This is a genomic window from Blochmannia endosymbiont of Camponotus sp. C-003 (assembly GCF_023585685.1).
Classification (GTDB): Bacteria; Pseudomonadota; Gammaproteobacteria; order Enterobacterales; family Enterobacteriaceae; genus Blochmanniella.
The window spans coordinates 426,844-438,853 of record NZ_CP097764.1 but is presented as its reverse complement, the minus strand read 5'-3'; the positions used below and the strand labels follow the sequence as shown (position 1 = coordinate 438,853).

General features: G+C 31.4%; 8 protein-coding genes. All 8 read left to right on the top strand.

The genetic code is table 11. The features are described 5' to 3' along the window. The first annotated feature begins 30 nt into the window (after positions 1-30). The gene (locus M9397_RS01890) at positions 31-1,677 is read left to right on the top strand and encodes a CTP synthase (protein WP_250226709.1); all 1,647 of its coding nucleotides are present in this window, start codon (positions 31-33) and stop codon (positions 1,675-1,677) included. A 76-nt stretch (positions 1,678-1,753) separates the two neighbouring features. Beyond that, positions 1,754-3,055 carry a phosphopyruvate hydratase gene (eno, locus tag M9397_RS01885; RefSeq protein ID WP_250226708.1) on the top strand — a complete coding sequence of 434 codons (1,302 nt, stop codon included), beginning with the start codon at positions 1,754-1,756 and terminating at the stop codon, positions 3,053-3,055. A 590-nt stretch (positions 3,056-3,645) separates the two neighbouring features. After that, the gene (gene cysJ / locus M9397_RS01880; RefSeq protein WP_250259569.1) at positions 3,646-5,466 is read left to right on the top strand and encodes an NADPH-dependent assimilatory sulfite reductase flavoprotein subunit; all 1,821 of its coding nucleotides are present in this window, start codon (positions 3,646-3,648) and stop codon (positions 5,464-5,466) included. Then, positions 5,466-7,196 carry an assimilatory sulfite reductase (NADPH) hemoprotein subunit gene (gene cysI / locus M9397_RS01875; protein ID WP_250226706.1) on the top strand — a complete coding sequence of 577 codons (1,731 nt, stop codon included), beginning with the start codon at positions 5,466-5,468 and terminating at the stop codon, positions 7,194-7,196. The genes cysJ and cysI overlap by 1 nt, the downstream gene beginning before the upstream one ends. Next, the gene (locus M9397_RS01870) at positions 7,189-7,950 is read left to right on the top strand and encodes a phosphoadenylyl-sulfate reductase (RefSeq protein ID WP_250226705.1); all 762 of its coding nucleotides are present in this window, start codon (positions 7,189-7,191) and stop codon (positions 7,948-7,950) included. Before cysI ends, M9397_RS01870 begins: the two co-directional genes overlap by 8 nt. Positions 7,951-8,199: 249 nt before the next feature. Beyond that, a complete protein-coding gene (gene cysG, locus M9397_RS01865) occupies positions 8,200-9,633 on the top strand; it encodes a siroheme synthase CysG (protein ID WP_250227200.1) in 1,434 nt (477 codons plus the stop codon). Positions 9,634-9,649: 16 nt separating this feature from the next. Further along, positions 9,650-10,564, top strand: a complete 915-nt coding sequence (cysD, locus tag M9397_RS01860; RefSeq protein WP_250226704.1) for a sulfate adenylyltransferase subunit CysD — start codon at positions 9,650-9,652, stop codon at positions 10,562-10,564. A 9-nt stretch (positions 10,565-10,573) separates the two neighbouring features. Next, positions 10,574-12,007, top strand: a complete 1,434-nt coding sequence (gene cysN, locus M9397_RS01855) for a sulfate adenylyltransferase subunit CysN (protein ID WP_250259567.1) — start codon at positions 10,574-10,576, stop codon at positions 12,005-12,007. The last annotated feature ends 3 nt before the right edge of the window (positions 12,008-12,010 follow it).

Genomic DNA, 12,010 nt, shown 5'->3' with positions numbered 1-12,010 from the left:
AAAAAATAAATGTATAATTTGGGTTAATATGTGAGAGTTAATTATATTTTTGTAACTGGTGGAGTGGTATCATCTTTAGGTAAGGGCATTACCACAGCGTCTTTGGCTGCAGTTTTAGAGGCTCGAGGGCTCAACGTAACTATAATTAAATTAGATCCATATATTAATATGGATTCTGGTACAATTAGTCCCGTGCAACATGGAGAAGTGTTTATTACTGAGGATGGATCGGAAACTGATTTAGACTTAGGACATTATGAACGTTTCATCCATACTAAAATGAGGCATCATAATAACTTTACTGCCGGTAAAGTTTATGCTTCTGTTTTACAGAAAGAGCGTCGTGGCGATTATTTAGGAGCCACGATACAAATTATTCCTCACGTCACTGACACTATAAAGAAATGGCTTATAGCAGGTGGTTCTGGTTATGATGTATTATTAGTAGAAATAGGCGGAACAGTAGGTGATATCGAATCATTACCCTTTTTAGAAGCTATCAGACAAATGGTAATGGAAGTAAATAGAGAACAAATTTTATATATACATCTGACATTAGTGCCTTTTATTACAGTATCTGGAGAACTAAAAACCAAACCAACACAACATTCAGTAAAAGAATTGCTTTCCATTGGAATTCAACCTGATATTTTAATTTGTAGATCTGATCGAATTATATGTAATAGTGAACGAAAAAAAATTTCTTTGTTTTGTAATGTACCTCAACAGGCAATCATTTCTCTGAAAGATGTAGATTCAATTTATAAAATACCCGCTTTACTTAAAGATCAAGGATTAGATGATTACATTTGTAAACACTTTGATTTAAATTGTCCCGAGGCAAATTTATCAGATTGGGAGGAAGTAATTTATTATCAAGAACATCCGATAGGAGAAGTGACTATTGGTATGGTGGGTAAATATATTGAATTAGTAGATGCTTACAAATCAGTGACAGAAGCATTAAAACATGCTGGAATAAAAAATCGTTTTGTTGTTAATATTCGTCTTATTAACTCCCAGGATGTGGAAAAATTAGGCATCGAAAAAACTCTGAAAGATTTAGATGCCATTTTGGTGCCTGGAGGATTTGGTTATCGCGGAGTGGAAGGAAAAATTTTATCTGCACAATATGCTCGAGAAAACAATATACCGTATTTTGGAATTTGTTTGGGGATGCAAGTAGCATTGATCGAGTTTGCTCGTCACGTTGCTGGAATGCCTGAGGCAAATTCTACAGAATTTGTAACTGATTGTAAATATCCAGTAATAGCTTTAATTACTGAGTGTAAAGATGAGAATGGTATGTTTATAACACACAATAAAAACACTAATTTAGGTGGCACTATGCGTTTAGGTAATCAAGTGTGTTATTTAATGAAAGGGAGTTTAACGCATCAAATGTATGGTCAAAGTACTATACTAGAACGCCATCGACACCGTTATGAAGTAAACAATATGTTGTTAAAAAACATAACACATGCTGGATTAAGTTGTGTTGGTTTTTCCGAAAAGAACAATTTAGTAGAAGTCATCGAATATTCAAATCATCCATGGTTCATAGGTAGTCAGTTCCATCCTGAATTTAATTCTACACCCCGTAGAAGTCATCCTTTGTTCATAGGTTTCATAAAAGCTGCGATAGAATATCAACATCGTTATAATAAATTAATTTAATACACATACATCTACATTTATGATACCATTTTTTTGGTGTATATAAAAATAAAATTAATTTATAAAGGAAATAAAAATGCCTAAAATTTTGAATATTATTGGACGTGAAATTATTGATTCACGTGGTAATCCAACGGTAGAATCTGAAGTATATATTAAAGGTGGTTCTAGATTAGCATCTGTTCCATCTGGAGCATCTATTGGTTCTCAGGAAGCTTTAGAGTTGAGAGACAATAATAAAAGTCGTTTTTTTGGAAAAGGAGTAACAAAAGCGGTTAGTGCTGTAAATGGACCCATTCATAAGGCATTAATAGGTATTGATGTAACGCAACAACGTGTTATTGATGGCATTATGATTGATTTGGATGGAACCAATAATAAATCAAAATTTGGAGCTAATGCTATCTTAAGTGTTTCTTTAGCAGTTGCAAAAGCAGCGTCGGCATTTAAAAATATTCCATTATATCAGCATATTTCCGATTTATACAATACATCCTCAAATACATTTATTATACCGATCCCTATGATGAATATTATTAATGGTGGTAAACATGCTGATAACAATTTAGATATTCAGGAGTTTATGATCATTCCGGTGGGAGCAAAAACCATCAAAAAAGCAATTCAGATGGGGTCTGAAATATCACATAATTTAAGAATAATATTAAATAAAAAAGGAATATCCCCACAACTAGGAGACGAAGGTGGATATGCTCCTAACATTAATTCTCACTCTACCGCATTAGAATTAATAAAAGAATCCATAGAACAGTCCGGTTATATTTTGGAAGAAGACATTGTCTTAGCAATAGATTGTGCCGCATCTGAATTGTTTGATGTATCCAATAATAAGTATCACATAAAAAGTGAAAAAAAATTTTTTACCTCTGAAGAATTTACTTATTATTTATCATCATTAGCGCAAAAATACTCGATAGTTTCTATTGAAGACGGACAAAGCGAGCACGATTGGGATGGATTTGCTTATCAAACTAAAGTTCTTGGTGATAAAATTCAACTAATAGGAGATGATTTGTTTGTAACTAACGTAAATTTGTTACAAATAGGTATTGATCGCAACATTGCAAATTCTATTTTAATTAAATGTAATCAGATAGGGTCATTAACTGAGACACTAGAAACTATTAAAATGGCTAAAAATGCAGGATACGGTACAATTATTTCACATCGTTCTGGAGAAACTGAAGATACAAGTATTGCTGACCTAGCAGTAGGTACCTCTTCAGGTCAAATAAAAACTGGACCCGTGCGTTGTTCTGAACGGGTAGCTAAATACAATCAACTAATTCGTATAGAAGAAATTTTAGGAAAAAGGGGAGTATTTTATAACTTCAAAAATAAACTTATTCATAATTAATGCGTAATTTATAATATTTAAAAATGTGCATAAAATTAGACAAACGAATATTTTATAGAAAAATTAAGAAATAAAACGGTCTGCGTGTTTTATATAAAAACTAATAAAATGTTAGTTAAAAGTAATCATTTTTTTCATTTTTTGATATAAAAATATGTATAGTAATTATTATTGTAAATTAAATAAATAATAAATATTTATGGTTAATAAATAAATACGGTTAATCTTCAATGTATCTTTTTGTATTATACTATAAATTATTTTTTTATTAATTAAAAATTGATCATTACTCATATTGCATATACAGTATTGCTACTGTAATAACAGTCCAATGACTGATATTTGAATTTTATTTTTCTTACAATTTATATTGTTATTAAAATAATAAGAAGTAGTTTTAAAAATATTTGTTTAACAAAATCTAAAAAATTTTATTCAATTAAATTTATTTATATATGTCAGTCATTCGTATTGTTAAACACCCAGATAAATTGGATTGCATGAATAAAACAATATTTTAGTAAAGATATACACTTTTACTAATTTATAAAATTAATTCTTTATAAAATAAAATTAAACAGTTTAATTTAATGATGAAAAAAACAACACATAACGCGATAACACCGTTCACTTCGGAACAGTTGGATTACATTCGATCATTTTTAGATACTTTGTCTAGATCTCAACTCATTTGGATATCTGGATATTTATGGGGATTGACAAGCGTTTCAGGATCTAAAAAAATAACTGGTATTTCTGAAAACACGACAATAGAAGATGTTCACCTTAATAAAAAAATTACTTTGATATCTGCTTCTCAAACTGGAAATGCACGTCAATTAGCTGAACAATTACGCAATGATATTAATGCAATTAATTTGGATGTTGTGTTATTTAATGCTGGAGATTACAAATTCAAACAAATCTTCAAAGAAACATTTTTAATTATTATTACTTCCACCTATGGAGAGGGAGAGCCTCCAGAAGAAGCAATTGAGTTATACAGATATTTATTTTCCAATAAAGCAATTAAAATGATAAATACCTATTTTGCAGTATTTAGCTTTGGAGATCGGTCATATGAATATTTTGCTAAAGCTGGAAAAGATTTTGATCACCGCTTAGAAGAGCTTGGGGGGCATCGATTATGCGATCGAGTCGACGTCGATATCGATTTTAAAGAAGAAGCGAATATATGGAGAAAAAAAATAGTTCTTTTGTTAAAAAATAAAATAATATCCACTTCCATATTTAATAAAAATAATAATATTTGTAGTATTGAACAAATAAATCACACTGTATATAACAAAGAGTATCCATTGCTTGCTTGTTTATCAACCCGATACAAAATTACTAGTCGCAATTCACTTAAGGATGTACACCATTTAGAGATAGATATTGCCGATTCTAATTTATATTATCAACCAGGAGATGCGTTAGGAGTGTGGTATGAAAATGATCCTAACCTTATTAATGAGTTATTAACATTATTAAGATTAAAAGGAACTGAGCAAGTACTAGTTAAAGAAGAGCCGATGTCTCTTCTTGAAGCATTACAAAAATATTACGAATTAACTCATAATACTTCTATTGTTGTAAAAAATATAGCTACTATTGCTCAGGATAAAATGTTGTTGGATTTATTCCGGAATCAAGAAAAATTAAATAAATTTATTTTAACTACACCTATTATTGAAATGATGCATCGTGTATCAATTTCAATAACTCCTCAAGAGTTATTAAAAATATTACGTCCTATGCAACCCCGATTTTATTCCATTTCTTCTGCTCAATCAGAAGTGGGAGATGAAATACATATTACTGTGAGTGTAGTACGATATAAGACAAATGAACGCTTCAGAACAGGTGGTGCTAGCGGTTACTTAGTAGATCGCATCAAGGAAAATGAAAAAATACGCATTTTTGTTGAACCTAATAATAATTTTAGATTACCAAAAAATCCTAATGTTCCAGTAATTATGATTGGAGCTGGGACAGGTATTGCTCCGTTTCGTGCTTTTATGCAACAAAGATCTTCAGATGGTGCGTCAGGAAAAAATTGGTTGTTTTTTGGGAATTTAAGATTTATAGATGATTTTCTTTATCAAATTGAATGGCAACGTTATTTTAGAGATGGGTTATTAACAAAAATTGATACAGCTTGGTCCAGAGATCAAAATAATAAGATTTATGTACAAAACAAATTGTTAAAGAATAGTGTTGAACTATGGTCATGGATTCAAGAAGGAGCTCATGTTTATGTGTGTGGCGATGCTCAGCACATGGCTCAAGATGTCAATGAGGCTTTAGTTACGTTAACATCTAAACACGGGAGCATGGACTTAGATAAAGCACATGAATTTTGGAATAAAATGCGGATACAACACCGTTATCAGAGAGATATTTATTAATGAACAAAAAACATGATTATTATAATAATAATGAAAATATAGAGTTATTATCCGATAATGAGCGCATTAAAGAAGCAAGTAACTTTTTAAGGGGTACTATTGCTCAAAATTTAGACAATAACTTAACCGGTGGATTTAATACAGAAGATGCTCAATTAATTAGATTTCACGGCATGTATCAACAGGATGACCGTGATGTACGTGTAGAACGAGTACACCAAAAGTTAGAACCATTAATTAATATGATGTTACGTTGTCGTTTGCCAGGTGGTGTAATCACGCCGGCACAATGGTTGGCTATCAACGATTTTTCAGAAAAATATACTTTATATGGAACGATACGTCTTACTAGTCGACAAACTTTTCAACTCCATGGTTTACTAAAACCTAATTTAAAAAGTGTGCATCATTTGTTGAATAAATTGGGATTAGATTCCATAGCTACTGCTGGAGATGTAAATCGTAATGTATTATGTACAGCTAATCCAATGGAATCAACATTACATTATCAGGTTTGGGAATTAGCGAAAAGTATTTCTTCATTTTTACTACCGAAATCTAATGCATATGCAGAAATTTGGTTAGATTCAAAAAAAACAGAATCTCTAGATTCTGAACCAATTTTAAGCGCCACTTATTTGCCTCGTAAATTTAAAATAGCAATTGCGATACCACCTATAAATGATGTAGATGTTCATGCCAACGATCTGAGTTTTATTGCTATCAAGAATGATAAAGCTGATCAAATAATTGGTTTTAATGTGTTAGTAGGTGGGGGATTAGCGATGACTTATGGAGATATTACTACATATCCTCGTAAAGCTAGTGAATTCGGATATATTGCTGAAAAAGATGTTTTAAAAATTGCAGAAGCAGTAGTTACAACGCAAAGAGATTGGGGAAATAGATGTGATCGTAGACATGCTAAAACAAAGTATACTTTAACTCGAGTTGGAGTAACAACATTTAAATCAGAAGTTGAACGTCGTTCTGGGGTAAAATTTTATCCAATTCATCCTTATGTATTCACGGACAGAGGAGATCGATTCGGATGGGTACAGGGTATCGATGATTATTGGCATCTCACTTTATTTATAGAAAACGGGAGGATTTCAAATAATGACCCCCATAAGTTGTTAAAACGTGGGATCGCAGAAGTTGCTCACATACATTCAGGTTCTTTTAGATTGACTTCAAATCAAAATTTAATTGTTTCTGGAGTATCCAAGGACAATAAATTGATAATTGAAAATACATTAAGAAAATATGGTGTAATCAATGATGATATTACACCGCAACGAAAAGCATCTATGGCATGCGTAGCGTTTCCTACTTGTCCATTAGCGATGGCAGAAGCAGAACGATTTTTACCGAAATTTGTTACTAAGATAGAAAATATCATGTCAAAATATGGATTAGATAAAAATGCTATTATTTTACGAGTAACAGGTTGCCCAAACAGTTGCGCTCGAGCGATGTTATCAGAAATTGGACTAACAGGAAGATCAATAGGACGTTATAATCTTTATTTAGGAGGTGATAAAATTGGTACACGTATTCCTCGTTTGTACAAAGAAAATATCACAGAAAATGATATTTTAAATATCCTTGATATAACTATTCATCGTTGGGCGCGCGAGAGAAATAATCAAGAATCTTATGGAGATTATGTAATAAGATCTGGAATAGTTAATGCTGTTGTAAATTCTGAAAAAGATTTTTATGAATAAACTATTAAATATTATTAATCATTGTTGGACTTTTACAGAACTTAATTCACTAGACATGAATGAACAAAAATTGATTTTAATCAAAATAAATCAATATTTAGAATCTTTAAATACAGCTGATAGATTGATATGGGCTATAGAACATTTACCGAATCAAGCGATATTGTCTTCAAGTTTTGGTATTCAATCATCAGTCAGTTTACATCTCGTCACTCATTACTATCCTAATATTCCGATTATTTTAATTGATACTGGTTATTTATTTCCAGAAACATATCGATTTATTGACCGTTTGACAGAAAAAATGCAATTAAATTTACATATATTTTCCCCTAATCAATCTGCAGCATGGCAAGAAGCACGATATGGTAAATTATGGACGCAGGGTATAAAAGGAATTAAACAATACAACACTATTAATAAAATTGAACCTATGAATCGTGCTTTAAGAACTCTGAAAGTAAAAACATGGTTCTCAGGACTAAGGAGGAATCAATCAGATAGTCGTAAAACATTACCAATCATAACTATTCAAAATGGAATTTTTAAATTCCTACCTATCGTTGATTGGAATTCTCTTCAGATCCATAAATACATGCAAAAGCATTCTTTAGAATATCATCCATTGCAGCAACAAGGTTATGTATCCATAGGAGATGTACATACTAGCAGAAAATGGGAACCTGGTATGAGAGAAGAAGATACACGTTTTTTTGGGTTGCAACGTGAATGTGGTTTACATATTATTGATTGAATTTATTATTATTTACACGAAATATAAGAGTTGTCAGCAGTGTTCTGGTTGAAAGGATGATCTCTCGTATTTTAATAATTATTAAGATATTCTTAGTACATACGTTTATGATGATAGAAAGTAAAATTTTAAAAATGAAAGATATGAGCTATTCTTATAGTTGTAATTTACAATTATATAATTATATTATATATACATTAATGTTCCTGAGGTTGCTTGTATCCTCAACATCAGCGTCAACGTAATTCTGTGGAATATTTGCCAATATTCATTGATCTTAAAAATAGGCCAGTGTTAGTAGTTGGAGGAGGTAGTGTTGCTGCACGTAAAATAAAAATGCTACACAGGGCGGGCGCTACTATTACAATAGTAGCGCCCGCCCTGTGTAGGGAACTAAAAAACACTTTAATTACACATAAAATCCATTGGATTAATAAAGATTTTCACCCTATGATGTTAGATCGAGTAATTTTAGTGATTGTAGCAACCAATAATTCTAAATTAAATACTGTAATATACCAAAATGCTGAAAAACGCCATCTATTAGTTAATACTGTGGATGACAAGAATAAATGTTCATGTATTTTCCCTGCTATTGTGGATCGGGATCCCATTTTAATAGGCATTTCTTCTTTCGGGAAAGCACCTATATTAGTGCGTATTTTACGTGAAAAACTGGAATTGTTATTACCAAAGTCTCTTGGATTTCTAGCAAAATTGGCTGGAGCATGGCGTAATCGAGTGAAGCAACATATCGTAGATACAGTGCTCAGACGTCAGTTTTGGGAGAAAATATTTTATCATGGACAGGTTGCTGCCTTAATAGAACAAGGTCGCCCTAAAGAAGCTAAAAAAGTGTTAAAATATACTCTTAATAATTCTAGAAACAATAAAAGTGATAAAAAAGGTCATGTTGTATTAGTAGGAGCAGGCCCCGGAGATATAGGATTATTAACTATCAGAGGGTTGCAAGTCATGCAACAAGCAGATATCATATTGTATGATTACTTAGTAAACTCAGATATTCTAGATTTAGCTCGTCGCGATGCAGATAAAATTTGTGTTGGAAAACATGTTGGAAATCATTCAATTTCCCAAAAAGAACTCAATCAATTTATGGTGCAATTAGCTCAAAAGGGGAATAAAGTCGTTAGACTCAAAGGGGGAGATCCATTTATTTTTGGACGGGGTGGAGAGGAATTACAGGCAATATCAGAGGCAGGTATTAAGTTTCAAGTAGTTCCTGGTATTACAGCAGGAATAGGTGTTGCAGCTTATTCTGGTATCCCCTTGACTCATAGAAAATTTGCTCGTAGCGTTATTTTTATTACAGGGCATAATACAAATGACCACAACGATCAATTTAACTGGAACAGTTTGTCAAACAATAAGCAGACATTAGTGATTTATATGGGGAAACTTAATGCTATAAATATTAGGAACAATTTGATTATTCATGGACGAAATATACATACTCCCATAGCTGTAATTAGTAAAGGAACATATCAAGATCAAAAAATCTTAATTGGCACCTTAATTGAATTAGAAAAATTAGCACAAATGGCTGATAACCCCGCCTTGTTAATTGTTGGTGATGTAGTTTTATTGCATAATCAAATAAATTGGTTTGGTCAAAAAGCATTGAATTACTATCCTATTAATTCAATTATTAATTTGATATAAATTAAAAGGGTAATATATGATCTATAATAGAAAATACATTACTTATTTTCATAAATTAGAATCAGAAAGTATCTATATTATTCGTGAAGTAGTTGCTGAGTTTCAAAAACCAGTCATGTTGTATTCTATTGGTAAAGATTCTTCAGTAATGTTACATTTAGCTCGAAAAGCATTTTATCCTAGTCCATTACCTTTTCCTTTATTACATATAGATACTGGTTGGAAATTTCATGAAATGTATGTATTTCGAGATAATACCGCTAAATCTCATAATTTAGAGTTATTAGTATATAAAAATCCAGAAGGGGTATCTATGGGAATCAACCCATTTATTCATGGTAGCGCTAAGCATACAGATATTATGAAAACAGAAGGTTTAAAACAAGCATTATATCAATATGGATTTGATGCAGCTTTTGGAGGTGCTCGCCGTGATGAAGAAAAATCTAGATCTAAAGAACGGATCTATTCATTTCGAGATAAATTTCATTGTTGGAATCCTAGAAAACAACGCCCGGAGTTATGGTACAACTATAATGGAAGAATTAATAAAGGAGAAAGTATTCGTGTATTTCCTTTATCCAATTGGACAGAATTAGATATTTGGCAGTATATTTTCTTTGAAAAAATTGATATAGTATCACTATATTTAGCTAAAAATCGCCCCGTAATTCATAGAGACGGCCATTTAATCATGGTGGACGACAATCGAATTAATCTTAAATCTGAAGAAATCGTAGAAACTCGTATGGTACGATTTCGTACATTAGGATGTTGGCCATTAACCGGAGCAATTGAATCTCAAGCAGAGACATTACCTGCAGTAATTGAAGAAATGTTAATGTCTAATAAAAGTGAACGTCAAGGTCGAATTATTGATTTCGATCAATCCGGATCTATGGAAAACAAAAAACGCCAAGGTTATTTCTAAAGGAACATCATGATAAATACCATAGAACAGGAAATTATCGATCATGGAGGAATTGAAAATTATTTATATGCGCAACAACATAAAATTTTGTTGCGCTTTCTTACATGTGGTAGCGTAGACGACGGTAAAAGCACCCTGATAGGCCGATTATTACATGATTCTTATCAAATTTATGATGATCAATTATCTATTCTTCATACGGATAGTAAAAAAATTGGTACTCAAAAAAATAAATTAGACTTGGCTTTGCTAGTAGATGGATTACAATCGGAACGCGCTCAAGGTATTACCATAGATGTTGCTTATCGTTATTTTTTTACTAAAAAACGTAAATTTATCATTGCTGACACTCCAGGACATATAGAATATACAAAAAATATGATTACTGGCGCTTCTACTAGCGACTTAGCTATTTTATTAGTTGACGCTCGTAAGGGCGTACAGAATCAAACTAGAAGGCATTGGTTTATCACTGTACTTCTAGGTATTCAGCATATTATAGTAGCTGTTAATAAAATGGATTTAATAAATTATAATCAAAAAATATTTCAAAAGATTATAGAAGAATATTTAGAATTCACTAAAAAATATTTACCTACCGAAATAAATACAAAATTTATCCCAATATCCGCTTTAGACGGAGATAATGTTACAACGTTATCAAGAAATATGAAGTGGTACAATGGACCCACATTATTAGAAATTTTAGAAGATATTCATATTGATGATGATTTGCATTTCGATAAAAAAGAATTACGTTTTCCAATACAATATGTAATTCGTCATAATTTAGATTTTAGAGGTTATATTGGTACTATTGCTTCTGGTAATATGCATGTTGGACAATGTATCAATATTTTTCCTTCGAATACTACTTCTATTATTAAACGTATTATTAAATTTAACACAGATCAAACACATGCTGAAGCTGGAGAGGCAATTGCTGTAATTTTGGAAGATGATCTTGACGTTAGTCGCGGAGATATGATAATTGATTCTCATGCCGCTATTACACCTGTTCAAAAGGCTTTGGTAGATGTAGTATGGATGAAAAAAGAAGCATTAAAAGAAAATCAATATTTTAATGTTAAAATCACTACTAAAACAGTAAAAGCTCAGATAAAAAGTATAGAATACCAAATAGATGTAGATACCTTGCAATATCGAAAAACAAACATAATCCCACTCAATGGAATTGGATTAATAAAATTGTTATTTTCTGAACCATTGCTATTAGATCAATACTCTCATTATCCAATAACTGGTAGCATGATATTTATTGATTTATTAACTAATGAAACTGTAGGAGCTGGAATGGTACGTACTCCTATCGTGTGCCATAAATTAAAGTATAACAACAAAAATTATAATGAATTTGAATTGGCATTACATGAATTTATTCGTTTTCATTTTCCTCATTGGAAAATCCCAAATTTATCATGACGA